At 57.5% G+C, this 24,718-nt stretch carries 22 protein-coding genes; 12 read left to right on the plus strand and 10 right to left on the minus strand.

The features are described 5' to 3' along the window. Positions 1-120 precede the first annotated feature (120 nt). The 3 genes from ACR0B7_RS06080 to ACR0B7_RS06090 are packed head-to-tail and all read left to right on the plus strand — an operon-like array spanning position 121 to position 4,630. A complete protein-coding gene (locus tag ACR0B7_RS06080) occupies positions 121-1,467 on the plus strand; it encodes a capsular biosynthesis protein (RefSeq protein ID WP_170482845.1) in 1,347 nt (448 codons plus the stop codon). 32 nt (positions 1,468-1,499) lie between these two features. Continuing rightward, positions 1,500-2,633: a polysaccharide biosynthesis/export family protein gene (locus ACR0B7_RS06085; RefSeq protein WP_170482848.1), complete on the plus strand. Its 1,134-nt coding sequence runs from the start codon at positions 1,500-1,502 to the stop codon at positions 2,631-2,633. Further along, positions 2,633-4,630 (plus strand): capsular polysaccharide biosynthesis protein, encoded by a 1,998-nt coding sequence (locus tag ACR0B7_RS06090; protein WP_170482851.1) that lies wholly within the window; start codon positions 2,633-2,635, stop codon positions 4,628-4,630. Before ACR0B7_RS06085 ends, ACR0B7_RS06090 begins: the two co-directional genes overlap by 1 nt. Here the strand turns inward: ACR0B7_RS06090 and ribD are convergent. The 4 genes from ribD to ACR0B7_RS06110 form a co-directional block, all read right to left on the minus strand. Then, a complete protein-coding gene (ribD, locus tag ACR0B7_RS06095; protein WP_170576538.1) occupies positions 4,627-5,727 on the minus strand; it encodes a bifunctional diaminohydroxyphosphoribosylaminopyrimidine deaminase/5-amino-6-(5-phosphoribosylamino)uracil reductase RibD in 1,101 nt (366 codons plus the stop codon). The genes ACR0B7_RS06090 and ribD overlap by 4 nt on opposite strands. Continuing rightward, a complete protein-coding gene (gene nrdR, locus ACR0B7_RS06100; protein WP_170383592.1) occupies positions 5,724-6,194 on the minus strand; it encodes a transcriptional regulator NrdR in 471 nt (156 codons plus the stop codon). Before nrdR ends, ribD begins: the two co-directional genes overlap by 4 nt. Before the next feature lie 120 nt (positions 6,195-6,314). Continuing rightward, on the minus strand, positions 6,315-6,728 hold the full coding sequence (locus ACR0B7_RS06105) for a secondary thiamine-phosphate synthase enzyme YjbQ (RefSeq protein WP_170482857.1): 414 nt from the start codon (positions 6,726-6,728) through the stop codon (positions 6,315-6,317). 18 nt (positions 6,729-6,746) lie between these two features. Further along, a complete protein-coding gene (locus ACR0B7_RS06110) occupies positions 6,747-7,148 on the minus strand; it encodes a hypothetical protein (protein WP_170383590.1) in 402 nt (133 codons plus the stop codon). A gap of 455 nt (positions 7,149-7,603) precedes the next feature. On the opposite strand from ACR0B7_RS06110, the gene ACR0B7_RS06115 reads away from it, so the two are divergent. After that, the gene (locus ACR0B7_RS06115; protein WP_480681270.1) at positions 7,604-8,584 is read left to right on the plus strand and encodes a helix-turn-helix domain-containing protein; all 981 of its coding nucleotides are present in this window, start codon (positions 7,604-7,606) and stop codon (positions 8,582-8,584) included. A 180-nt stretch (positions 8,585-8,764) separates the two neighbouring features. On the opposite strand, the gene rpoD is transcribed toward ACR0B7_RS06115, so the two are convergent. The 4 genes from rpoD to ACR0B7_RS06135 all read right to left on the minus strand — a co-directional run bounded on the left by rpoD (position 8,765) and on the right by ACR0B7_RS06135 (position 14,766). After that, positions 8,765-10,753, minus strand: coding sequence for an RNA polymerase sigma factor RpoD (gene rpoD, locus ACR0B7_RS06120; RefSeq protein WP_170383586.1), 1,989 nt, complete (start codon positions 10,751-10,753; stop codon positions 8,765-8,767). Positions 10,754-10,867: 114 nt separating this feature from the next. Then, a complete protein-coding gene (gene dnaG / locus ACR0B7_RS06125; protein WP_170576539.1) occupies positions 10,868-12,814 on the minus strand; it encodes a DNA primase in 1,947 nt (648 codons plus the stop codon). A gap of 80 nt (positions 12,815-12,894) precedes the next feature. After that, the gene (locus tag ACR0B7_RS06130; RefSeq protein ID WP_170482866.1) at positions 12,895-13,191 is read right to left on the minus strand and encodes a hypothetical protein; all 297 of its coding nucleotides are present in this window, start codon (positions 13,189-13,191) and stop codon (positions 12,895-12,897) included. A gap of 144 nt (positions 13,192-13,335) precedes the next feature. Further along, positions 13,336-14,766: a Glu/Leu/Phe/Val family dehydrogenase gene (locus tag ACR0B7_RS06135; protein ID WP_170410518.1), complete on the minus strand. Its 1,431-nt coding sequence runs from the start codon at positions 14,764-14,766 to the stop codon at positions 13,336-13,338. A gap of 323 nt (positions 14,767-15,089) precedes the next feature. Here ACR0B7_RS06135 and ACR0B7_RS06140 point away from each other — a divergent pair, with 323 nt between their 5' ends. The 3 genes from ACR0B7_RS06140 to ACR0B7_RS06150 are packed head-to-tail and all read left to right on the plus strand — an operon-like array spanning position 15,090 to position 17,867. Then, positions 15,090-16,772, plus strand: a complete 1,683-nt coding sequence (locus ACR0B7_RS06140; RefSeq protein ID WP_170482869.1) for a pilus assembly protein TadG-related protein — start codon at positions 15,090-15,092, stop codon at positions 16,770-16,772. Then, complete coding sequence (locus ACR0B7_RS06145; protein ID WP_480681099.1) at positions 16,769-17,299, plus strand: TadE/TadG family type IV pilus assembly protein; 531 nt, start codon at positions 16,769-16,771, stop codon at positions 17,297-17,299. The genes ACR0B7_RS06140 and ACR0B7_RS06145 overlap by 4 nt, the downstream gene beginning before the upstream one ends. Positions 17,300-17,306: 7 nt before the next feature. Continuing rightward, positions 17,307-17,867 (plus strand): pilus assembly protein, encoded by a 561-nt coding sequence (locus tag ACR0B7_RS06150; protein WP_170482872.1) that lies wholly within the window; start codon positions 17,307-17,309, stop codon positions 17,865-17,867. Position 17,868: 1 nt separating this feature from the next. On the opposite strand, the gene ACR0B7_RS06155 is transcribed toward ACR0B7_RS06150, so the two are convergent. Then, a complete protein-coding gene (locus tag ACR0B7_RS06155) occupies positions 17,869-18,339 on the minus strand; it encodes a hypothetical protein (RefSeq protein ID WP_170482875.1) in 471 nt (156 codons plus the stop codon). 158 nt (positions 18,340-18,497) lie between these two features. Here ACR0B7_RS06155 and ACR0B7_RS06160 point away from each other — a divergent pair, with 158 nt between their 5' ends. Continuing rightward, positions 18,498-19,409: a pirin family protein gene (locus ACR0B7_RS06160; protein WP_170482878.1), complete on the plus strand. Its 912-nt coding sequence runs from the start codon at positions 18,498-18,500 to the stop codon at positions 19,407-19,409. Here ACR0B7_RS06160 and ACR0B7_RS06165 read toward each other — a convergent pair whose 3' ends face one another. After that, positions 19,410-19,997, minus strand: a complete 588-nt coding sequence (locus ACR0B7_RS06165) for a TetR/AcrR family transcriptional regulator (RefSeq protein ID WP_170383568.1) — start codon at positions 19,995-19,997, stop codon at positions 19,410-19,412. 98 nt (positions 19,998-20,095) lie between these two features. Between ACR0B7_RS06165 and ACR0B7_RS06170 the strand changes: the two genes are divergently transcribed. From ACR0B7_RS06170 to recJ, 4 genes are all read left to right on the plus strand, one after another. Next, on the plus strand, positions 20,096-20,344 hold the full coding sequence (locus ACR0B7_RS06170) for a hypothetical protein (protein ID WP_170482881.1): 249 nt from the start codon (positions 20,096-20,098) through the stop codon (positions 20,342-20,344). A gap of 115 nt (positions 20,345-20,459) precedes the next feature. Next, positions 20,460-21,746 (plus strand): homoserine dehydrogenase, encoded by a 1,287-nt coding sequence (locus ACR0B7_RS06175; RefSeq protein ID WP_170482884.1) that lies wholly within the window; start codon positions 20,460-20,462, stop codon positions 21,744-21,746. A gap of 70 nt (positions 21,747-21,816) precedes the next feature. Further along, positions 21,817-22,800, plus strand: a complete 984-nt coding sequence (glpX, locus tag ACR0B7_RS06180; protein WP_170383564.1) for a class II fructose-bisphosphatase — start codon at positions 21,817-21,819, stop codon at positions 22,798-22,800. Between the two features lie 78 nt (positions 22,801-22,878). Then, complete coding sequence (gene recJ / locus ACR0B7_RS06185; protein WP_170569128.1) at positions 22,879-24,621, plus strand: single-stranded-DNA-specific exonuclease RecJ; 1,743 nt, start codon at positions 22,879-22,881, stop codon at positions 24,619-24,621. The last annotated feature ends 97 nt before the right edge of the window (positions 24,622-24,718 follow it).

Here is a 24,718-nt window from a genome sequence, read left to right on the forward strand (position 1 = left end):
TAATCTTTGACCAGATTTCCTTGCCGAGGTAAGCGTATCCGCGGTGTTGGGCAAGCCCCGCCTTGCCGCGAATGATACAAACAGGCATAAATTCCGCACCGAAAAACACGAGCAGCATCAATGCCACTTCACACCTCGCGCTCGCACCCACGTGTGTTCCTGTTTCTTCAGGGACCTCACGGACCGTTCTTCAACGCCTTGGGGCGCACGTTGCGGGCGTCAGGCGCTGAAGTCTGGCGCGTTGGCTTTAATGCAGGCGACGCCGCGTTCTGGTCTCACCGAGGTAGCTATATCCCCTATCTCGACCCGCTGGAGGATTGGCCCAAACGATTTGCCGACCTTGTCCACGAACTTAGAGTAACCGACATCGTTTTGTATGGGGACACGCGCCCGGTTCACGCCCGCGCCGTCGAGATTGCCAGCGAACTAAACATCACTGTCCACGTTTTCGAGGAAGGGTATCTGCGCCCGTGGTGGGTGACCTACGAGCGTTCGGGCTCGAACGGCAACTCGCGTCTGATGAAACTGGAAGTCGCGCAGATGGAGCAGGCCTTGGATCGGTCTGAAACACCCAAACCACCGCCGCCATCACATTGGGGCGACATGCGGCAGCATATCTTCTACGGCGCGCTTTATCACTGGTTCGTTCTGTTTCTCAATCGGCGCTATCGAAACTTCAAACGTCACCGAGAGCTGCCGGTAGCAAAGGAATTCAGGTTATATTTCAAACGCCTGATGCTTATGCCGTTTCACAGGTTGCAGCGCCGGTGGGCAACCATGCAGGCACGGAAAAGCGGATTGCCGTATCATCTGGTGCTCTTGCAGTTGGGTCATGATAGTTCGGTACAGTTTCACTCGAACTACTCATGCATGTCCGAATTTCTGGAGCAGGCGATCAAGGGTTTTGCCGAGGGTGCCCCTTCGCATCATCGGCTTGTCATAAAAGAACATCCGCTGGAAAACCACCGTGAGCCCTTGAAACGAAAATCCCGCCAGATTGCCAAGGAATACGGGGTCGCGGACCGGGTGCATTTTGTCCCCGGCGGAAAACTGGCCAGGCTATTGGATGATGCCAATTCAGCGGTCACGATAAATTCCACCGCTGGTCAGCAGGTCTTGTGGCGCGGCATCCCTTTGCGCACTTTTGGAAGATCGGTCTACGACAAACCGGAATTTGTTTCCCGGCAACCCATCGCCGAATTCTTTGCCAATCCGACACCGCCTGCTCATGAAGCCTACCAAGTGTATCGGGATTTTCTGTTGAAGACCTGCCAAATTCCGGGCGGGTTTTATTCCAGACATGGCCGCAGGCAACTGCTGCGCCGTGTGGCTGACATGATGCTAAGCCATCAAGACCCATTTTGCTCGGTTCTGCACACGAAAGAGACTCAGACGCCACAGTTGAGAATAGTGGAGGGAATCGAACAGGTTGATACTGGAAGTCGTCGCGGGAAAGAGATAGCCTAGCGCAAACAAAAGAAGACTGAGGATATTCGGCAGTGCAGAGCTTTCCAATCCAATGGATACGGGGGGTTTCCCTCGTGGCCGCGCTTGGCCTTCTGGCCGCGTGCCAACTTCCAAAGTCTGGCCCCAACAAGAACGAAATTCTGGCTGGCTCCGTCGAAAATGGCGGAAACGCATTTGTCGTAGAAGTCGACGACCGCGTTGCACAGGCGACCTCTGCAATTCCTCAGTTTGGCTTCCCTCCCTCCCTTCAAAGCGCGCAGAGTTTGGCCGCAGACACGGTTCGTCCGGGCGATGTGTTGGGACTTACCGTTTGGGAAAACGTCGATGATGGCCTGCTGGCCGGGGAAACGGGGTCGGCGACTGCACTGAATGAAGTTCAGGTCGACAGCGATGGGTTCATCTTTGTCCCCTACGCTGGTCGCGTTCGTGCTGCGGGGAACACGCCGGAACAACTGCGCATGCTGATCACGGAGCAGCTTCGCGACCAGACGCCCGATCCACAGGTTGAGGTGCGGCGCATTGCTGGCGATGGATCAACCGTTTCGCTGACTGGCACCATCGGTGCACCCGGAATTTATCCGATTGAACGGCCCACCCGTACGCTGGCTGGAATGCTGTCTCAGGCGGGCGGTGTTTCTGTTGGCTCTGACATCGCGCTGGTAACACTCATTCGTGGCAACGAACGTGGAACGGTGTGGTACGAAGACCTGTTCAGCAATCCCCGTCTGGACGTTGCCCTGCGGGGTGGTGACCGAATTCTGGTTGAAGCCGACGCGAGATCCTACATTGCTCTGGGCGCGACCGGAGGGCAATCGCGTGTCGCGTTCGACAGTCAGGATCTGTCCGCACTTGAGGCGCTTGCTCAGGTTGGCGGCTTGCTGTCCCTGTCGTCTGATCCAACCGGTATTTTCGTCCTGAGAAAAGAGCGGCAGGACATCGCGCGCTCGGTCATGGGGCGCGCGAACCTGCAAGGCGATCAGCGCATGATCTACCTGTTGAACCTGACGGCCCCGAATGGCTTGTTCATAGCCCGGGACTTTGTGATCCGCGATGATGACACAATCTATGTGACCGAGGCTCCGTACGCACAATGGAGCAAGTCTATCTCTCTGATCGCGGGCGGACTGACACCTTTCGCTAACGTTGCCACGCTTACGGGCGGGTGATGTATTCCGACACAGCTGCCGGGTCCGAACGCCGCCGATTGTTCGTCTACAATGGTGGTTTTCTGACCCAGCGACGTGTCCGACGCATTTTGGGACTCGCCGGTTATGATATTCGCGTGGGCCTACCCAAAGACGGCGATATGGTCGGGGTTTGGGGCAACAGCCCGACGGCACATCGTGGGCTGAGTATCGCGGAAAAGTACGATGCTCCGATGCTACGAGTTGAGGATGCCTTCCTGCGCTCGCTGCACCCCGGACGCGGCGGAGAGGCACCTCTTGGTCTTCTGCTCGATCGAAACGGGGTACATTTCGACGCAACGAATACGTCGGGGCTCGAAACACTTCTGAACACGCACCCTCTGGACGACACGGCCCTTTTGAATCGGGCCCGTGGCGGGATAGAGCAACTGAAAGAGCTGCACCTCAGCAAGTATTCAGCATTTGACACGACCCTTAAGCCTCCAAACCCCGGATATGTTCTGGTTGTGGATCAGGCCTCTGATGACGCATCCGTTTTGGCCAGCAACGGCGACCACGCCCGGTTTCGTGAGATGCTGGTCATGGCGCAAGAAGAAAACCCCGGCGCGCGCGTTTTGATCAAGACCCACCCTGAAACCATCGAAGGGCATCGCGCAGGATACTATTCGGATCACGATCAATCCGACCGCGTCTCGATACTGAGTGAACCAATCAGCCCCTGGGCCTTACTGGAGGGAGCGGTCGGCGTTTACACCCTATCGTCCCAATTCGGTTTCGAGGCGATCCTTGCGGGGCACAAACCGCGCGTTTTCGGACAGCCTTTCTATGCTGGCTGGGGATTGACGCAAGACGAGGCTTACCTTCCCCACCGTCAGCGCACCCTGACCCGCGCGCAGTTGTTTGCGGCGGCAATGATCCTCTATCCAACATGGTACGACCCCTTTCGGGATCAGTTGTGTGAACTGGAAACCATTCTCGACACACTTGAGGCACAAACTCGCGCGTGGCGACAGGATCACAAGGGTTGGACGGCTTCTGGCATGCGCCTTTGGAAACGCAGGCATTTGCAGAAAATGTTCGGACGCGAAAAGAAAGTTCTGTTCACGTCGGATATCCCTGCGCCCTCTGATCGACCGCATATGGTCTGGGCCAATCGCTCCAGAGACGCCGGGGACGTGGTGCGGGTCGAAGATGGTTTTCTTCGCTCGCGAGGGCTGGGCGCGCGTCTCGTGCCGCCACTGTCATTGGCGACCGACACGCTGGGTATTTACTACGACCCCACCCGCCCAAGCCAGCTTGAGGAAATGATTGCACGCCGCGAAACATTGCGACCGGATCAAGAGCTTCGCGTCGAAAGGCTGATTTCGCGCATCGTTTCGACCCAAGTCAGCAAATACAATACCGGGGGAACTGGCCCATCGATCCCGGAAGGGCACCGGATATTAGTGCCCGGACAAGTTGAAGACGACGCATCGATCCAGTTGGGAACAAGCAATATACGCACCAACCTTGATCTGTTGCGCGCTGTTCGCGAGGCGAACCCAGACGCGGTCATCGTCTACAAGCCACACCCAGATGTCGAAGCGCGTCTGCGCACGGGCGAAATAGACACCGACGGCCTTGCAGACATCGTGGCGGTCGACACGAACCCTGCTGCGATGCTTTCACAGGTGCATGAGGTCTGGACGATGACCTCGCTGCTGGGGTTCGAGGCACTGTTGCGCGGCGTCAGCGTAACAACCCTTGGCGGACCTTTCTACGCTGGCTGGGGGCTTACTCGTGACCTCGGAACGGTCCCTGCACGGCGTGGCGCACGCCCTTCTCTATCGGGTCTGACGCACGCCGCTCTTATTGACTATCCGCGCTATATGGACCCCATCACAGGGCAAGCATGCCCCGTCGAAGTTGCCGTGCAACGACTGGCAGAAGGCTACGGATCAGCCGGCAGCCACCCCCTTCGCCTATTGTCAAAGTTACAGGGTGTGTTTGCCACACATGCACATCTTTGGCGACGTTAACGCAGTGACCGCGCCCAGCGGTGCAGCACATCCGGCCCGATTGCGCGTGTCTCGATCAGCTCGAACCGCGGGGCGGTTTCCAACGTTTCAAGCCCAAGCGAACCGATAGCGGACAGACCTTCCGCGCCTATGGTCAGACCAGCAGTGTACCCCACCAGTTCGTCCACCAAGTCCTCTGCCAGCAAAGACGACGCCAACGCCGCACCGCCTTCACAGTACACTCGTGTCAGACCCGCCTGCCCCAACTGCTGCAACAGGTCAAAGGCGTCAATCTGGTGATCCTTCAAAGCACAGGGAATCAAAGTCGCGCCCACCCCCTCCCATGCCCGGGCACGCTCGGCATCCGGCGAAGGACCGTGGCAAAGCCACAGCGGGATTTTCGCAGCAGTTCTCGCAAGTTGACCGATCAACGGGATGTCAAGATGACGCGAGACGACAACCCGGACGGGCTGCGCCTCAATTCCAAGGTCCCGGACGGTCAAAGATGGATCGTCCGCGCGCGCAGTTCCAGCACCAACCATCACCGCATCGTGTCGCGCGCGCATGGCGTGAACGTCGCGCCTTGCCTTGGGGCCAGTTATCCATTGGCTGTGACCGGTGGCAGTTGCGATCCGTCCGTCAAAACTGCTGGCCAGTTTAAGCGTGACAAAGGGGCGGCCCTGCTCGGTCTTCAAAAAGAAGCCTGCGTGATCACGGGCAGCTTTATCCGCAAGAACGCCGGTTGTGACCTCAATCCCTGCGTCGCGCAGCAATACAAAACCCTGTCCTGCCACGCGCGGATCACTGTCTTCGATCGCGGAAACGACGCGTGACACCCCGGCGGCAATCAACGCTTCTGCACAGGGAGGAGTCTTGCCGTGATGCGCACATGGTTCAAGCGACACATAGGCCGTTGCCCCGCGCGCAGCTTCTCCGGCTTGGGCCAGAGCCTCTGTCTCACCATGGGGGCGGCCTCCGGGCTGAGTCCAGCCGCGACCGACAATCCGACCTTCACGCACAATGACACACCCGACTGCCGGGTTGGGCCAACACGTCCCCTGCCCGCGCTGACCTAAAGACAAAGCCAGCGCCATATATCGCTTATCTGTTTCGCTCACTCGTCCGAAGAAGGTTGCGGCGGTCGCAATTCGTGGACAAATTCCTCGAAATCATCGGCCGCCTGGAAATTCTTGTACACGCTTGCAAAGCGAACATAAGCCACGGTGTCGATCCGCGCCAGAGCTTCCATGACGATCTCGCCGATCTTGCTAGAGGGGATGTCGGTCTCACCCATGCTTTCCAGCCGACGCACAATGCCTGAAATCATCTGGTCGATCCGGTCCGGGTCAATGGGGCGCTTTTGCATCGAGATGCGAATGGACCGCTCAAGTTTATCCCGGTCGAAGTCTTCACGCTTTCCGTTGGTTTTGATCACCACCAGATCGCGCAACTGCACACGTTCGTAGGTTGTGAAACGTCCACCACAAGCCGGGCAAAACCGACGCCTGCGGATCGCAACGTGATCTTCTGCCGGACGTGAATCTTTCACCTGAGTGTCGATATTTCCGCAAAACGGGCAGCGCATCCGCCGTCTCCTCGTCCCTATTCCGCCTCTTTTTGTAAGTACTATGGCTTACTTATCCACAACTATAGGGCAGCCGCTAGGGTTTGGGTAGTCGGAAATTTTCACCGCAACATAAAGGGTTCAAGAGAAATGCGCCGCCACTCTGCGGTTGTGTGACATCACGCGGTGTTCAAACAGGTAAATTCCCTGCCAAGTCCCAAGCAAGGGTTTCCCGGCCGACACCGGAATGCTTAAGGAAACAGGCAGCAAGGCTGCCTTGATATGCGCCGGCATATCGTCTGGTCCTTCATAAGTGTGACGCAGGTAAGCCATTGACGGGTGATCAGACGGTGGCACCAACCTTTCAAAAAATGCCTTTAAATCCGTCTGAACCTCTGGGTCCGCATTTTCCTGAATGGCAAGGGAACAAGATGTGTGTTTTACAAACAAAGTCAGCAACCCGTCGCCAGCGACCGAAGCCAGCCAGTTGCGCACGTCGGAAGTGAATTCGTACAACCCTGGACCATGCGTCGAAATAGAAAACTCGGTCAGCATCTGGTGGTTCACTTCACGTCAATTCAGGAAGGGGCGAACGTTGCAACGCCCATTTGCACCCTGCACGGACATGCTGTCACCGGGGTTGAAACCCGATGAAATAAAGCTGCCCTGCTGGGCAACACCACCCTCGGGCGGCAGTGTCGAGAATTGAACCGACGTCCGCCTTCCTGTCGCCTCACTTGGGCCATAGCCACGCACAACGTAAATTCGATCCTGCCAGCCTGCACCCAGCGTCCTGCGCGCAAAATCAGCAGCCGCACACCAATATCCATCCACATCCCGGCGCGACCGAGGGATCACCTCGAAAACTGTGCTGTTCAGGGCAACTGTCTGGAACCCGTTCCGGGCAGCAACCGCCGAAATCGGCGAACTCAGCAAGATCGCGGCGGACACCGCCAAAGTCACAACCTTTTTCATATCAATACTCTTTCCTGTTTCGAGGTGAATTTTGAAATAGTATACTTCTTTGACGGGCAAAGCCGGTTCACAATCAATTCAGACGCCCCCCAGTATCGCGTGAACACGCTCTGGAACAGGGTAAACAGAACCCAAGGCTCGCAGAACCGGGCACACGGCGATGCAAAGCGATACATGATCAAGGTTTGAATGTGCCGGGGAGCCTCAGGTCGTCTGCGCGACAGTTTAGCTGGGCTCTGACCTCATCCCCAAAAGGTACCAACCCGACAACGCGCTGAAAATAGATTGTTCCTGAATGCAGGTCTTGCCGAATTCTGCCAACCTTTTACGATTACAAGTCAGACGACTTGGAACTAAGCCATGATATCTGGGCGTTTGCTCGGGTGATAATTTTCTCTGATTGCGTAAAAATAGATATGGAAGTTGATATTACTCGCATCCACCTCTTGACCAGAATGCTTGAAGAACAAGCAAACGATCCGGCCATTGTTGATCAGGTTCTGGAAAAAAGCGGCCTCGATCGCAAAGACATCTCGCCGTCGGCCTCAACCTACAGCGCACACAAAGAGGCGCTGTTTGTGCGTTTCGCCTGCGATGCACTGGCGGATACCACTTTCGCGGCCCGGGCAGGGATGCAGTACAAGTCCTCATCCAGCCTGACAGCGTATATCAGTAAGTACTCGCGCGACCTGAAGCAGGTACTGGAAAACACGTCGCGCTTTCACGGGATCATAGACCCGGCGGTGATATTCAGCCTTCGTGTCGCCGGTAACTTTGCAGCGATCGAAGCGGAATGGAAAGATGCCAGCTATGCCCGCTATCACAGGCGCACCGAGTTCTTGCTTTTCGCAGGCCTCGCACGGCTACGCGATCTGACCCAAACGGACTTCTTCCCAATTGAAATGCGCTTCCAGCATGAGGTTGGTCAAAATCAAAGCAAATACCAAAGGTTGGCCGGTTTCCCGGTTCTTTTCGGTGCCGAAAGACTGGAAATCGTTCTCGCGCTGTCCTCACTGGACCTTCCGGTCCCAACCTATGATCCAAAGCTGCGTGAGCACCTGTTGGAGTACGGAGACCGCGTGATCGCCGAAAAGCGGCAGCCTAAACAAAAGCTGCGCGCTCAGGTCGAAGGGCTTATTACGCGCTCTTTGCCGGGCGCGATCATTCAATCCGAAGACGCGGCAGCCAACTTGGGGCTAAGTTCGCGCACATTCGCGCGGCGGCTAAAGGACGAAGGAACCAGTTACCGCGAAATCGTTGAAGACCTGAGATGTGATCTGGCCCAGACGTTTATCACCAACGGCATGCCCCTGGCAGAGATCGCTTTTTCACTGGGCTACGCAGACCAACCGGCATTTTCCACGGCGTTCAAACGGTGGACCGGTCAAGCCCCCAGCGCGTTCCGAAGCAGATTGGACGTGTCGACCAGAGCCTGAGACCGGGGGTCATTGGCGCGAACACCTCGCCCCGGCCCGTCCCATGAGTGGACAAGCGCGATATAAATCCGCCGCCGCCCTGTGACTTGCGAGTTCTCGCCAAATTGAGTTTTGAACAAGACATCGTGTTGGCGATGGATGGCTAAAGAAAAAGGCGCCCATGCGAGGCGCCTTTTTTGATCACTGATCCAGGAAGGATCGCAGCTTGCGCGATCTGCTGGGATGTTTCAGTTTCCGCAGCGCTTTCGCCTCGATCTGACGAATACGTTCGCGGGTCACGCTGAACTGCTGGCCCACTTCTTCCAGCGTGTGATCGGTGTTCATGCCAATGCCGAACCGCATCCGCAGCACCCGCTCCTCACGCGGGGTCAGCGAGGCCAGAACCCGTGTGGTCGTTTCCTTGAGGTTTTCCTGAATGGCGCTGTCCAAAGGCAGCACGGCATTCTTGTCCTCGATGAAATCGCCAAGCTGGCTGTCTTCCTCGTCGCCAATCGGCGTCTCGAGGCTAATCGGTTCCTTGGCGATCTTCATCACCTTGCGGACCTTCTCAAGCGGCATTTGCAGCTTTTCGGCCAGTTCCTCGGGCGTCGGCTCGCGGCCGATCTCGTGCAACATCTGACGGCCGGTCCGAACCAACTTGTTGATCGTCTCGATCATATGGACCGGAATACGGATGGTCCGCGCCTGATCCGCGATGCTCCGCGTGATCGCCTGACGAATCCACCAGGTCGCATAGGTCGAGAACTTGTACCCGCGGCGGTATTCAAACTTGTCCACCGCCTTCATGAGGCCGATGTTACCTTCCTGAATAAGATCAAGGAATTGCAGGCCGCGGTTCGTGTACTTTTTGGCGATCGAGATCACCAGGCGCAGGTTGGCTTCGACCATTTCCTTCTTGGCCTGCCGCGCCTCTTTCTCACCCTTCTGAACCTGCTGCACGATGCGGCGGAATTCGGGGATGTCGAGACCGACATACTGACCGACCTGAGCCATATCGTTGCGCAGTTCCTCGACCTTGGCAGTCGAGCGTTCGATGAACATCTGCCAACCACGGCCCGGCTTTTCAGCCATTTCGGCCAGCCAGTTCGGGTCCAGCTCGCGGCCGCGATACGCTTCGATGAACTCGCGGCGGTTGATCCGTGCCTGATCAGCCAGTTTTACCATCGCGCTGTCCAGCGACATGACGCGGCGGTTGATGCCATATAGCTGGTCGATCAGAGCTTCGATACGGTTGTTATGCAGGTGAAGGCCGTTCACCAGCTCCACGATCTCGGCGCGGAGCTTCTGATAGGTTTCTTCGTCCTTTTCGCTGAACGAGCCGTCTTCGTTCAGGGTGGCCGAAATCCGGCTGTCCTGCATTTCCGACAGCATCGAGAAGTCGGTCGAGATACGCTCCAGCGTGGTCAGAACCTGATCCTTCAGCGCGGCTTCCATCGCGGCCAGCGACATGTTGGCCTGATCGTCGTCGTCATCGTCGTCGTCGTTGTTCAGCGGGTTGCCGTCAGCATCCAGCTCGGGGCCGGTATCTTTGGCAGGCTTCGCCGCCTGCACGTTCGAGGTATCGACAACCGGTTCCTCGACATCACCGTCTTCGTCCATCTGGTTGCCGAAGGTGGCCTCCAGATCAATGACGTCGCGCAGCAGAATGTCTTCGGACAGCAATTCGTCATGCCAGATGGTGATCGCCTGGAAGGTCAGCGGGCTTTCGCACAGGCCGGCGATCATCGTGTTCCGACCGGCTTCGATCCGCTTAGCGATGGCGATCTCACCTTCGCGGCTCAGCAGTTCGACCGAACCCATCTCGCGCAGGTACATGCGAACCGGGTCGTCGGTGCGGTCCAGCTTTTCGGTTGCCGCCCCCGAAAGAGCAACTTCGCGGTTGCTTTCCGTCGTAGTCAGCTCGGTCGAGCCTTTGTTTTCTTCTTCTTCAGCTTCTTCATCTTCGATGATGTTGATGCCCATCTCGGACAGCATCGACATCACGTCCTCGATCTGTTCCGAGCTGACCTGATCAGGCGGCAGCACCTGATTGAGCTGGTCGTAGGTGATGTAGCCTTTCTCGCGGGCCTCGGCGATCATCTTCTTGACCTGAGCTTGGCTCATGTCCAGCGAGATCTCCTGTTCCTGCTCGTCGGATTTGCGGTCTTCGTTCGTATCCTTGGCGGCCATTCAATGCTCCTGCAGGGATGGGTGATTCGTTTCAGCCGAATCATTAGCGCGTAGAAGTGATTCGGCCACCCGTTTACCTGTTTTTCTTTTCCAGTGCCTTACGAAAACACCACTTTACCGGCGTTTTCGCTCGAAATTGATTCCGGACATGATTGCTTTGAAGGCGTCTTTCTCGTCTCGATTGATTCGCGCGCCATTGTCGGCCACGTCGAAAATCGCCCTGTCTTCATTCTGACTGCGGCTTGTGCGGTTACGCTCTTCGGCGGCCTGAGCCAGCCGATATGTCAGCGCCTCATCCGGCAGTTCAGACAATTCCTCCTCGGCTTCGGCAATCTCTGCGTCCAACCCCCTGAGAGCTTTGATTTTCGCGAGTTCCTCGGCCAGCGTCATCTCGGCCTTTTCAACGTCGCCCGGTTTGAACACACAGGGGATCACTGCGACATGGCGAAGGCGCAGCAGGTTTTCAAGGGCATCCGGCCCCAAAGTTTCGGCAATGTGGTCTTTCAGGTTATCGGGATCATCAATCGCATGACGCAGGATCGCATCGCGCAGGGCGGCATGATCGAGGTCACGACACTCCATCTCCTCCAGCTGATGTTCAAACTGCACAACGACCTGAGGGTTTAGCGCGGCGATCGCCAAGATCGCACCTTCGCGCAGTTGGATTTCCGCGTTCTCTGACGATGCAAGGAATGAGGCGCGCGCGCCCGGGGTTGCTGCCGGTTTTGGCTGCCACTTGCCGCGCGGCTGCCATTGGCGGTTCTGCGATTGGCGCTGCGGGCGGAATAGCTGCCAGCGCAGATCTTTGATTTCTTGTCCGTAATGCGAGCGGATCGACGGATCGCGGATCAGCTTGATCTTGTCGCGCAGCACCTTGTCCAACCCAGCTTTGCGTTCCGGGCTATCGAACACTTTGCCCTCGGTCTCGCGCTGCCACAGCAGTTTGACCATGGGGATCGCGCCCTCCAACACCGCCTGCACAGCCCCCGGCCCTTCGGCACGCAGCAGGTCGTCGGGGTCTTTGCCTTCGGGCATCAGGGCAAAGCGCAGGGATTTTCCGGCCTCCAGCAACGGCAAGGCCAAATCAACCGCCCGCATCGCGGCACGCAGACCCGCTGTGTCACCATCCAACGCGATGATCGGTTCATCGGAAATACGCCAGAGCAGTTGCAACTGATGCTCTGTAATCGCCGTCCCCAAGGGCGCGACGGATGCGCCGAACCCGGCCTCGGCCAGTGCGATCACATCCATATACCCTTCGGCCACGATCAGAGGCTGCCCCTTCCCTGCCGCTTGCCGCGCGGGGCCGTGATTGTAGAGGTTGCGGCCCTTGTCGAACAGCTCAGTCTCGGGCGAGTTCAGATATTTGGCGTTGTCATTGGGGTCCATCGCCCGACCGCCGAAGGCAATGCAGCGACCACGCGGGTCGCGGATCGGGAACATGATCCGGTTACGGAACGTGTCGTAAGGTTTTTTACCTTTATTCGACGGTTTCGCCAGACCCGCCCCAAGGATCAAGTCCTCTGCGACGTTCTTACCCGTCAGGTGATCCCACAGCGCCTGCCATCCATCTGGGGCAAAGCCGATCTCCCACCGATCCAGCGCCTGGGCGTCCAATCCCCTGCCGGTCAGGTAATCTCGCGCGGCACCCCCTGCCCCGGTCTTGAGTTGCAGCCGGAAGAACTGCACCGCCTGCTCCATCACTTCAGCCAGTTGCGCGCGGCGGTCCTGTTTTTCCTGCGCCTTGGGGTCGCGCTGCGGCATCGGCATCCCGGCTTCGCGCGCCAGAATCTCGACTGCTTCGATGAATGAGACATTCTCGGTCTCTTTCACAAAGCTGATCGCATCGCCTTTGGCGTGACAGCCGAAGCAGTAATAGAACCCTTTCTGGTCATCCACATGGAACGAGGCTGTCTTCTCATGGTGAAACGGGCACGGCGCCCACATGTCACCCTTGCCCTGATTTGACTTGCGCTGATCCCACATGACCTTGCGGCCAACGACCTGAGACAGGCTGAGGCGCGTGCGCAGTTCATCGAGAAATCCGGGGGGCAAAGACATGGATCAAACCTGACAGAAATGAAAACGCGCGCCAAGGGGATGACACGCGTTTGTCCACAGCGAATTGTTGAACTTGTGGATTATTGCTGCAAACACAGCTCCAGCCATGCGGCAGCAAGATCCTTCTTGCGGATATCGCGCATCTTCTGCTCATAGACCCACGGCGTGATAAGCGGGATTGCTGCGTTGTAGTTATCCGGCCATGTCGGGCTTGAGGCAGCAACAGCATCCGGCACGTCCCGCTCTTTCACCCTATCAAGTCGCGCTTGCTGAATGGCTGCGACAACGTCGGCTTGGTATTGGCAATCTTGTTTCTTGGCCTCCTGAGCCGCCAAGGGTGTGGCCGCTAGCAAGGCCACTATTGCTATTCGCAACACGGTAGTCTCCCGGATTCGATTCCTTCTGGCCAGCTTACCCGCCCCCGGGCACCCCTGCCATCGTCCATTTGCACCCGTCCGGGATACACCCTGAAATTACAAGGGCGGCCGAATATGCAGCCGACCGCCCCAATTGCGCATGCGTCAGAGACCCTTGGCCCGGTAACTTTTGGAAACGCGATCAATGGCCACGATATAAGCGGCCGTTCGCAAATCCTCGACATCGTCGCGGCTGTGCCAGACTTCGCGCATGGACTGGTAGGCTATGCGCATCGTGTCATCCAGACCCGAACGTACCAGCTCCAGCTCGTCCGCACCTTTCAGATACTTGGTCTTGAAGCCCGGCGTCATGGACCACGCATCCCCCAGATAGCGATCCAATCGTTCAAGCTCGCTGACGATAAGCTCATGCCGCGCTTCTTCTTGTCGGCGTTGCATTCGACCGAAACGGATATGACTGAGGTTCTTGACCCACTCAAAATAGGAAACGGTCACACCTCCGGCATTGGCGTACATGTCCGGTATGATAACGACACCCTTCTTGCGCAGAATTTCGTCTGCTCCGGCTGTAACAGGCCCATTCGCCGCCTCGATGATCAAAGGAGCATGTATTCGATCAGCGTTGGACAGATTGATGACCCCTTCCAGCGCAGCAGGGATCAGGATGTCGCACTCTGCTTCCAGAACCGCCGCACCGTCTGCCGAATGGGTTGCGTCCGGGTAGTCGCTTACGCCGCCGTGTTTGACGATCCACTGCCGAACGGATTCGACGTCTATGCCGTCGGGGTTATAGAGTGCTCCGTCCCACTCGATGATCCCGACAATGCGGCTGCCGTCCTCCTCGCTCAGGAACTTGGCGGCGTGGTAACCCACGTTCCCCAGCCCTTGCACGACAATGCGCTTGCCATCCAACTTTCCGGACAGGTTCGCCTTTTGGACGTCCTCAGGATGACGGAAAAATTCGCGCAGAGCGTACTGGATACCACGGCCCGTCGCTTCGACCCGCCCGGCGATTCCCCCGGCATTGAGCGGTTTGCCAGTCACGCAGGCGCGTGAGTTGATATCCGTGGTGTTCATGCGGGCGTATTGATCCGCCATCCAAGCCATCTCACGCTCACCCGTGCCCATGTCTGGCGCCGGGACGTTCTGCGAGGGGTTGATCAGGTCGCGTTTCGCCAGCTCATAGGCGAACCGGCGGGTGATCTGCTCAAGCTCATGTTCTTCATATTGGCGAGGATCAATACACAACCCACCCTTGGACCCGCCAAAAGGCGTTTCAACCAGCGCGCACTTATACGTCATCAAGGCGGCCAGCGCCTCGACCTCGTCCTGATTCACGGCCAAGGCATAGCGAATGCCACCCTTCACCGGCTCCATATGCTCCGAATGGACCGACCGGTAACCTGTGAACGTATGGATATCGCCACGAAGCCGCACCCCGAAACGGACGGTATATGTGGCGTTGCAAACCCGGATCTTTTCTTCAAGCCCCGGAGGTAAATCCATCAGGGACGCTGCCCTGTTGAACATCAGGTCTACACTCTCGCGAAAACTGGGTTCTTTTGTGGCCGTCATTTAAACCTCCGTGCCAAAGAACGACTGGCGTCCTGACGTTTTGTCGCACCCCTTTCGTAAACGATCAATATTTAAGCAAAAATAAAACATCAAAATCTCCGCAATTTTTCGTGCCCCGACCGAGTCGCCGTTTTCAAACACTGCTCAGAATTGTTCCCAGTCTGAACACAGAGGCCGCCAGAAAACTCTGATTATCCCCTCTCCGCCCGGAAAAGGGCCCAATCCAAGGCTTTTTCGCCCAAATCCCGCCACGTTTCGGCGCTAATTTTCTCGCGTTAACATTTCCTTAGCAGAAGTGAGCTTCTGTTCAGCGAGGTCAGAAAATGATTAAGCGCGCTATTCTCAGCGGAATTGGAAGATTTGGACTAAACACTTCAACGACCCGCACGTTCGCTAAATGCGAAGACGGGACGTTCACTATTTTTGTGCTATTGGGTTTCATTATTATTTTCGCCACCACCGGAATTGGTGTCGATGTCATGAACTATGAGCGTGACCGCGCCAATTTGCAGTCAACGCTGGACCGTGCAGTGCTTGCCGCCGCTGACCTTGACCAGAAACTTCCCGCCAAGGACGTCGTTGCTTCGTATTTGGAAAAAGCAGGGCTGGAAGGGAAGCTCGTTGGTGAACCCATCGTAATCGAAGGGCTGGGGTCCAAGACGGTGTCCGCCGTCGCCGAAACAAAGGTCAAAACTCACTTCATGAGCTTTTCGGGCGTCGACTCTTTGACGGCCCGCGCTGCCAGCACAGCGGAAGAAGCAGTCGGTGCCGTGGAAATCTCGTTGGTGCTCGATATGTCAGGGTCGATGAACGAAGATTCGGCCGAGGCAGGGAAAACCAAGATCCAGGTGCTCCGGGATGCCGCCAAGCAGTTTGTGACGCTGATGCTGCAGAAGCAGGACGCAGACAGGGTCTCGATGTCGATCATCCCCTACGCGACCCAAGTGAACGCCGGAGAGGAAATTCTGGGCAAATTCACTAATGTCACTTCCGAACACAGCTACTCTCACTGCCTGAACTTTTCGTCGACACAGTTCAACAATGCGGCGCTGGACCCGGATGCATCCTTCCAGCGCACAGCACATTTCGACCCCTTCCGGTACACAAACGGGGCCGAGCAGTTCCCCAAGTACCCGGTCTGCCCAGTTCGCACCGGAAGTGAGATTACGGCCGTAACCGACGATGTTGATGTCCTGCATGACAGCATTGACGCGCTGACTGCGAAAGGTAACACGTCGATTGATGTCGGTATGAAATGGGGATCCGCCATGCTGGATCCTCAGTTTCGCAGTGTTATCGAAAGTCTCTCCGAGGATGGCAGCGTCCCTGCAAAGTTCAACACCCGTCCACTGAGCTATGACGATGACGTTCTGAAGATCGTCATTGTCATGACAGACGGAAAGAACACCACCCAATACATGTTGAACTCCAACTATCGCAGCGGTCGATCGAACGTCTGGTACAATCCCGAATACGACAGAGGCAACGGCAAGAAAGGCGAATACAGTGTTCGCTATAGGCGAAACCCTGATCGCTGGGTCTGGATGCAGCACACCGAGCGTAAGGGCAGCTATGTGACCGCTGATCACCCGTTCGGAAATCCCCCGAACGAGAACACCTCAAATCAGGAAATCGGTACATCTGAACGCCTATCCTATCCAGAGTTGTTCAACCTTGCGTCCACCTGGTGGAATGCAAAGAACAACTATTACTGGCAGAATGACCACGAAAACAACTGGCACTACGGAATTCGGTCGTCGGTGGGTTCGTCCACAAAGAATACGCGCACCAAAAACATCTGCGGCGCGGCCAAGAACAAGGGCGTGATCGTTTACGGAATTGCCTTTGAAGCGCCAACTGAGGGTCTGACAACCATCAAAAACTGCGCGAGTTCGGACAGTCACGTCTACGAAGTGGACGAGTTTGACGATCCCGAGGGCATCTCTTTGGAAGAGGCATTTGCATCCATCGCTTCTTCGATCAAGAAACTGAGGTTGACGCAATGATACTCAAACCGCTGGCAAGGTTGCTGAAGTTCCGAAAAGCTGAGACCGGTACAGTGACGGTTGAATTCGTCCTGATTTTTCCGGCCTTCCTGTTCTTCATTCTCAGCGCCGTTGAGTATTCGCTTGTCACGTTGCAGCAGGCGATGCTTGAACGCGCGGTCGATCAGTCCGTTCGGGATATTCGTCTGGGGACAGGAACCAGCATGACCCATGATCAGATCAAGGACTCAATCTGCAACAAAACCATCATGGTCCGCGAGTGTGACAAGAACCTGCGCCTTGAGATGATCATCCAGAACGCATTCGTAGGAGTTGACCTGCCGCCAGAAGCTGACTGCACAGACAACTCGGAAGAAGTGAAGCCAGTGCGCCAGTTCAAGCAGGGCCAATCGAACGAGCTTATGATCCTACGCGCCTGCGCGAGGATCGATCCTGTGTTTCCGACCTCCTCCATGGGGCGCGCGCTGGCTGACGAAACCGGGCAGATCGCGTTGACCGCCACAACCGCATTCGTACAGGAGCCTTGATAGACCGATGTCTCTTACCGCGATGTTGAGAAAATTTTTCACCCGAACCGCACGCGATGAAAGCGGGCTGCTCACGGTCGAAGCTGTTCTGATTTTCCCTATGATGCTGTGGACCGTCACGGGGGCTTTCACGTTTTTTGACGGATTTCGCCAAAGCGCGTCGAACTTGAAGGCAGCCTATACGATTGGCGACCTTATTTCACGCGAAACACAAACGATAACCGACACTTATATCGACTCGCTTCACGAACTGACATTGCGCATGGTCAACAACGGTTCAGAAATGAAGCTACGTGTGTCGCTTATCGTTTTTGATGAAGAAGATGACCGGCACTACGTAAGGTGGTCAACGCAACGCGGCTTCGACGAAGTTTGGGATGACGGCAACATCGAAAATATGCGGACAAGCCTGCCGCCGATGCCGGATCAGGACACGCTGATTATTGTTGAGACATCCAACAAGTATGATCCCGTCTTCGGATCAGGTTGGGTCTCCGACGACTATACTTTCCAGAACTTTGTGTTTACGCGGCCTCGTTTTACCAACGAGATCGCTGCCGACGTCTGATTCAAGTCCTGTCTGCGATCATGGCAGACAGCATTTCCGACATGAACTTGGTTTCCGCCGCGGCGGTCATTCCACCTATGCCGACACGTTGCCCAAGACGCCACCACAGCCCCGGTGCCCAGGCGTTTTCTTGTTTGGTGCGGGTGCGAACAAGAAACCCGTTGGACGGTTTGAAAGCGAACACACCGCGATCAATGGCTTCAATGTCCTGAACCCGTGCTATCACCCTGCCCGTTCCGGTTCGCAGCTCTGTTTGCGTCAATTCGATCCAGTCATCCGTCGCGTACCACATACGATAGGCAAGCCAAAAAGCGGCTGCTCCGACGACAAACAGGAATACTTGCCACACGGGTTCCGGCGGCGTTGCCATAGCCACGTACAACACCATTGCACCGACCACAGCCAACATGCCGACGCCCAGCCATCGTCTGGGTGTCGACGCCTTTACCTTGGCCAGAACTTCTTGCTGCATGTCCATCCCCTGCTTGGTTTGGACCGGGTGTAGCGGCTTTCCACGGCAAACAACAGAGGGGGCGTCACTGCGAATTTTTGCACACTGTACGTGCCCGACCGCAAATTGACGCTGATTGCGCACAGATTACATGATCAGCGAAGTATCAGGAGGCTGCAATGTCACTAAGACCAACCTTGGAAACCCGAAAATCCGTACCAACAATGGAGGGCGCAGGCGTCAAACTGCATCGCGCGTTCGGGTTTCAGGATCCGTCCGAACTTGACCCGTTTCTTCTGTTTGACGATTTTCGGAACGAGCGCCCGCAGGACTATCAGGCTGGATTCCCATGGCACCCTCATCGGGGCATAGAAACGATCACGTATGTCTTGTCTGGAACGGTTGAGCACTCGGACTCACTGGGAAATTCCGGAACGCTGGGCGCAGGTGACGTGCAGTGGATGACCGCTGGCTCGGGAATCCTTCACCAAGAGATGCCAAAAGGGAACGCGGTGGGTCAGATGCACGGGTTTCAACTGTGGGGCAACTTGCCGTCTGACCAGAAAATGACGGCTCCGCGGTATCAGGATGTTCAAAGCCAAGACATCCCCGAGATCACGGATGACGATGGAACAACAGTTCGTGTGATTGTCGGCGAGTTCTGGGGAAAGACCGGTCCGGTAGACGGTATCGCCGCCGATCCGCAGTATCTTGATATTCAGATTCCAGCCGGTGTGAAAAAGACATTTCGCATCGACACCTACCGCAGGGCATTTGCCTATGTTTTTCAGGGGCAAGCCGCATTTGCGGATGCATCTCAACCCACCGGTGTTCTGCTAGAGAAGGAAGTCGCGGGGCAAGAGGTCAATATCCGCGATATGTCAGGCGACCGGACACTGGTTCGTTTCGGAACCGGAGATGAGATCACGGTTCAGGCCGGTCCCGAAGGTGTGCGGTTTCTGCTGATTTCCGGCGCACCGATAGATGAACCGGTCGCGTGGCATGGGCCGATTGTGATGAACACTCAGGCCGAGCTTGAGCAGGCATTCCGAGAGTTGCGCAATGGCACCTTCATTCAGCCCGCTCATTGATCACGCGGTCACTGACCGTCGGACCATGTCCCAGTAGACTCGCTCGACCTCATCCAGGGAAAGGCGTCCGCCTGCGCGATACCATGTCATCACGCCGTTCAGCATGGCAATGACGGCCAATGTTGCGATTTTCGTGTCCGTGATCGCGAACAAACCTGCCGCCTGCCCCTGCTGGAGGATAGTTTCGAGCGAGTCTTCGTAATCGCGCCGCAATGCCTCGATCTCCGTGAAGTTGTCGGGGGTCAGGTTGCGCAATTCCATATAGGCGATGAAAACTTCGTCGGGCCGTTCAAGGTGAAAGCGTATGTGGAAACCGACAAACCGGCGCAGGGCTTCCTCTGCGTTTTCAGGTTTGTCCAAGTTGGCGTAGGTCGAAAGCAGATCTTTCATGTGGTCGTACATCAACCGGTATAGCAGACTCTGCTTGTCCGGGGTGTAGTTATACAATGCCCCTGCCTGCACGCCGACATCCGCCGCAATCTGACGCATGGAAACCGCTGCATAGCCATGTCGCGCGAACAGTTTGAGTGCTGCTTTGCGAATACGAGGGCCGGTAATATCGGAATGTGAACCTTGTGTGCGTGCCATATCTCAACAGTATAAGAACGTTTGTTCAGATAGAACCCTCCTTGAACGAACACTTCAAAAGGTGCATCACGGGATCACGGATTACCTATGGGGCTAGCATGAAACCGTTGCCACTACTGATCTTGATGCTCTGCTGTGCAGCTTGTGCTGATTTTTCAGAACTGGACGACAGCGAACCGGCCAGCTTGAAATCGGCACGCTACCCCAAACTGATACCTTTGCAGGAAAACCTGGGGCCACCAATAGACCCGGTCAACGAAGCGTCCGAGGTTGAAGAAGACCTGACAGCGCGACGCGATGAGCTGCAGAAAAAGGCGGATCGGCTGCAAAGCGAACAAATCAACTGACCAAGTGTTTGTCGTGGCGCACCACGCATTGCACCCTTTCGCCGAACCCGCTAAGGCAGCGTTGAACGGGCGAAACCCGTCATTCAAGAATTTCGAGCGGAAAGGAACCCACGGGATGACACAGGCGCTGCGGCTGGGAATTGCGGGCTTGGGAACAGTCGGCGTGGGCGTCGTCAAGATCGTGCGCCGTCATGCGGACCTGTTGCAGGCACGAACAGGACGCGCAGTGGAAATCGTGGCTGTGTCCGCACGAGATGCAAGCAAGGACCGTGGCGTCAATCTTTCCGACTACGGCTGGGAAACCGACCCGGTCGCTTTGGCCAAGCGCGATGATATCGACGTGTTTGTCGAATTGATGGGCGGCGAAAACGGCCCTGCCAAAGCCTCGGTCGAGGCTGCGCTGGCAAGCGGCAAAGATGTGGTCACCGCGAACAAGGCGCTGTTGGCAATCCATGGTCAGGAACTGGCGGAAAAGGCCGAGGCCGCTGGCCGGGTCATTCGTTTTGAAGCCGCCGTCGCAGGTGGCATTCCGGTCATCAAGTCCCTGACCGAAGGGCTTGCTGGCAACGAGATCACCCGCGTGATGGGGGTGATGAACGGTACGTGCAACTATATCCTGACGCGAATGCAGTCGCAGGAACTCGGCTATAACGCTCTGTTCGAGGAATGCGCGCAGTTGGGATATCTTGAGGCCGATCCAAATCTGGACGTTGGCGGCATCGACGCCGCGCACAAACTGGCCCTGCTGTCTTCGATCGCCTTTGGCACCAAGCCGAACTTCGACGGGATCGAGATCGAAGGCATCCAGCAAATCAGCCTCGACGACATTCATCAGGCAGATGACATGGGATACCGGATCAAGCTGTTGGGCGTCGCACAGCGAACCGCGCGCGGGCTGGAACAGCGGATGCAGCCCTGTCTGGTGCCCAGCGGCTCACCTTTGGGACAGCTCGAAGGCGGGACGAACATGGTCGTGATCGAAGGCGACGCGGTGGAACAGGTTGTCCTGCGCGGCCCCGGCGCTGGCGAAGGACCAACGGCCAGTGCAGTGATGGGAGATATCTGCGATCTGGCGCGCGGACTGCAAATTCCGACGTTTGGACGCCCTGCCACATCGCTTCAGAATGCGGCCCCGGCGATTACGGGCCTGCCTGCGCCTTATTACCTGCGTCTTGCGTTGCTCGACAAACCCGGTGCGCTGGCCAAAGTTGCCGCTATTCTGGGTGATGCCGGTGTGTCCATCGACCGGATGCGTCAATACGGACATTCAGAAAGCACCGCGCCTGTTTTGATCGTCACGCACAAAACGACCCGAGCCACGCTCGACGTTGCGCTGGAAGGGTTCCGCGAGACTGACGTTGTTGCCGGAGAGCCCGTTGCGCTGCGGATTGAAGAAGTTTGACCCTTGCGACCTGCACAAGACGCAGGATATGCCCTAGAAAACGCCCATACTGAGCTAAGGATACTGAAAAATGAGTGCTGCCAAGATTGATTTCAACGACCGCCTGCTGTCACTGGGCCTTGCACGGGTGGCAGAACAGGCTGCACTCGCGTCGGCATCTTTGGTGGGGCGTGGGGATGAAAAGGCCGCAGATCAGGCCGCTGTGAACGCCATGCGCGAACAGTTGAACCTGCTGGACATCGCGGGTGTCGTTGTCATCGGTGAGGGCGAACGCGACGAAGCACCGATGCTGTATATCGGCGAAGAGGTTGGCACCGGCAACGGCCCCGGCGTTGATATCGCGCTGGACCCGCTGGAAGGCACCACACTGACCGCCAAGGACATGCCCAACGCGCTGACCGTTATCGCTATGGGTCCGCGTGGTTCAATGCTGCACGCGCCTGACGTCTACATGGACAAGCTGGCCGTTGGACCGGGCTTCCCCGAGGGTGTCGTCAACCTGGACATGAGCCCGCGTGAACGGGTTGAGGCGCTGGCCAAGGCAAAGGGGTGTGAGCCTGCCGACATTACCGTCTGCATTCTTGAGCGCCCCCGTCATGAGGCAATGATCGCCGAGGTGCGCGAAACCGGCGCGTCGATCCGTCTGATCACCGACGGTGACGTTGCTGGCGTGATGCACTGCGCCGAAAGCGAAGTAACCGGCATCGACATGTATATGGGTCAAGGCGGCGCGCCCGAAGGTGTGCTGGCTGCTGCCGCTCTGAAATGCATGGGCGGTCAGATTTTTGGCCGCCTGCTGTTCCGCAACGATGACGAACGTGGACGTGCGGCCAAGGCGGGCATCACCGATCTGGACCGCGTTTATGCTCGGGATGAGATGGTAACGGCAGACGTAATCTTTGCCGCAACCGGCGTGACCGGCGGCTCACTGCTGCCGCGTATCAAACGCGAGCCGGGCTGGGTTGAGACAACCACCCTGCTGATGCGGTCGAAAACCGGATCGGTCCGGCGCATGTCCTACCGCACGCCGATGTGGTCGCACGACAACGCCTAATCGGGTGCGCAAGTCGATCCATAAAGACACAAAGGCCGGGTCCGAGAGGGTCCGGCCTTGGCATATCAGGGGCAGGTCATGAGCTTTCTAGGGGTTGAACAGTCATTGTCCGGGCGGCGCTGGGTCGGACCCTCGGCAGATGTGGAACGCGCGACCGAGATGTTGGTGCAACAGGCGGGTCTGCCACGTGCGGTCTGTCAGGTTCTGGCACGGCGTGGAGTTCCCGCAATGGAGGCCACCGGGTTTCTGGACCCCAAGCTGAAGGAGCTGCTGCCCGATCCGCGCGCGATGAAGGATATGGAGGTCGCCGCCACTCGTTTTCTGACGGCGGTGCGCACCAAGCAGCGGATTGCCGTTTTTGCCGACTACGACGTGGATGGCGGAAGCTCGGCAGCTTTGTTGCTGGTCTGGCTGCGGCAGATGGGGCTTCAGGCAACGCTTTATGTCCCCGACCGGATTGACGAGGGCTATGGCCCCAACGTGCCCGCGATGCAGGAACTTGCCGCCCATCACGACCTGATCATCTGCGTCGATTGCGGCACGCTCAGCCATGAACCGATTGCGGCGGCTAAAGGCGCGGATGTGATTGTGCTGGATCACCATTTGGGCGGCGAGACCCTGCCCGATTGCGTGGCTGTGGTGAACCCGAACCGGCAGGATGAAAGCGGCGATCTGGGTTACCTCTGCGCGGCTGGTGTCGTCTTTCTGATGCTGGTCGAGGCCGGGCGGCAACTGCGCGAGGCCGGGGCCAAGGGGCCGGACCTGATCTCTCTGCTGGATCTGGTGGCGTTGGCGACTGTGGCGGATGTGGCCCCTCTGATCGGGGCGAACCGGGCGCTTGTGCGGCAAGGGTTGAAGGTGATGGCCCAGCGGCAGCGGCCCGGTCTGGTGGCCTTGTCGGATGTGGCGCGGATGGATTCGGCGCCCAACAGCTATCATCTGGGGTTCCTGCTGGGTCCGCGCGTGAATGCCGGCGGGCGGATCGGTCAGGCCGATCTTGGCGCGCGGCTGCTCAGCACCGAATCGGTACACGAGGCCGAGGCGCTGTCGCAGCGGCTGAACGAATTGAATACCGAACGTCGCGATATTGAAAACGCCGTTCGTGCCGCCGCCATGGAACAGGCCGAAGAACGCGGATTGGATGCGCCTTTGGTGTGGGCGGCGGGTGAAGGCTGGCATCCGGGCGTCGTCGGCATCGTCGCCTCGCGCCTGAAAGAGGCCGCGAACCGCCCCGCCATCGTGATCGGCTTTGACGGGGATGAGGGCAAAGGATCGGGCCGTTCGGTCTCGGGTATCGATCTGGGGGCCTCGATTCAGCGCTTAGCGGCCGAGGGTCTGCTGGTCAAAGGCGGCGGGCACAAGATGGCCGCCGGGCTGACCGTAAAGCGCGATCAATTGGAGCCGGCTATGGCGCGGCTGTCCGAGTTGCTGGCCAAACAAGGCGCGGGCGAAGGCGGTCCGGCTGACCTGAAACTGGAAGGCACATTGATGCCGGGCGCGGCCACGGTGGACTTGATCGAACAAATCGAAAAAGCAGGCCCGTTCGGGGCCAGCGCCCCTGCCCCACGCTATGCCCTGCCCGACCTGCAGGTACGCTTTGCCAAGCGTGTGGGCGAATCACATCTGAAACTGTCATTATCCGATGGCGTGGGCGCAGGGCTCGACGCAATCGCCTTTGGCGCGTTCGACGGGCCGATGGGTGAAAAGCTGTCCAACCACGGCGGCGCGCGGTTCCATTTCGCCGGACGGCTTGAGGTCAACACATGGGGCGGACGGCAATCCGTGCAGCTCAGGCTAGAGGACGCGGCCGAGGCCCATTAGCCCCGCGCCCGGCTCTGCCAAAAAACTTTCACATCCCTGCATTTTTCGGCTTGCGGGGGTGATAGGTAAACCGTAAAAGGCGCTCCACAAGCTAACG

Source organism: Ruegeria sp. BB6, from assembly GCF_056539385.1.